The following is a 749-nucleotide window of genomic DNA, read 5'->3' as shown; positions in this document are numbered from 1 at the left end:
GGTTGAATTGATGGTGAGCGGCTGATTCATTGTTGGCGGAGGTGCCACGATGGATGATTTGCTGATGTTATCGCCGGAGCAGATGCGGCGGATCGAGCCGTACTTCCCGCTGTCGCACGGCGTGCCTCGGGTAGATGATCGGCGGGTGCTCAGCGGGATCCTGTTCGTCATCCGCAATGGGTTGCGCTGGCGAGATGCTCCGGCCGGTTACGGGCCGCATAAAACGATCTACAACCGATTCATCCGCTGGAGCCGGATGGGCGTGTTCAACCGCATCCTGGCCGAACTGGCGGCTCGGGCCGGTGACCCGGACCAGTTGATGATCGATGCTACACACCTGAAGGCACATCGCACCGCCGCCAGCCTGTTCAAAAAGGGGCTCTACCCCGATGTATTGGACGCAGCCGAGGCGGCCTGACCAGCAAGCTACAGGTGGTCTGCGATGGCAAAGGTCGTCCACTGCTGCTGTACCTGACCGAAGGCCAGGCCAACGACCACAAAGCTGCCGCCGCGCTACTCGAGCACCTGCCGCCAGCCCGCCACCTGCTCGCCGACCGTGCCTATAGCTCGATCGGCTTCCGCGATGCCCTCGTCCAGCGCGGCATCACTCCGTGCATTCCGCCCCATGCAAAGCACCGCATCAAGCATAACTACGATCCGGTTCTCTACCGCCAACGCCACAAGATCGAGAACACCTTCGCCCGCCTCAAGGACTGGCGACGAATCCATACCCGATACGACCGCTGCGC

Annotated in this window: 1 protein-coding gene; it reads left to right on the top strand. The window is 62.1% G+C overall.

What is annotated here, in order from left to right; genetic code table 11:
- Positions 1-49 precede the first annotated feature (49 nt).
- Positions 50-749, top strand: a protein-coding gene (locus AC0L3D_RS36825; RefSeq protein WP_473647548.1) for an IS5 family transposase whose coding sequence is annotated in 2 segments (ribosomal slippage) — positions 50-383 and positions 383-749 — 701 coding nt annotated over the 2 segments. Because the reading frame shifts where the segments join, the coding sequence is not laid out codon by codon here. This gene is flagged as partial in the annotation.

It is taken from the genome of Mesorhizobium sp. WSM4837, from assembly GCF_055811435.1.
Note: the sequence above shows the minus strand (reverse complement) of the source record. Positions and strands in the feature narration are given on the sequence as shown.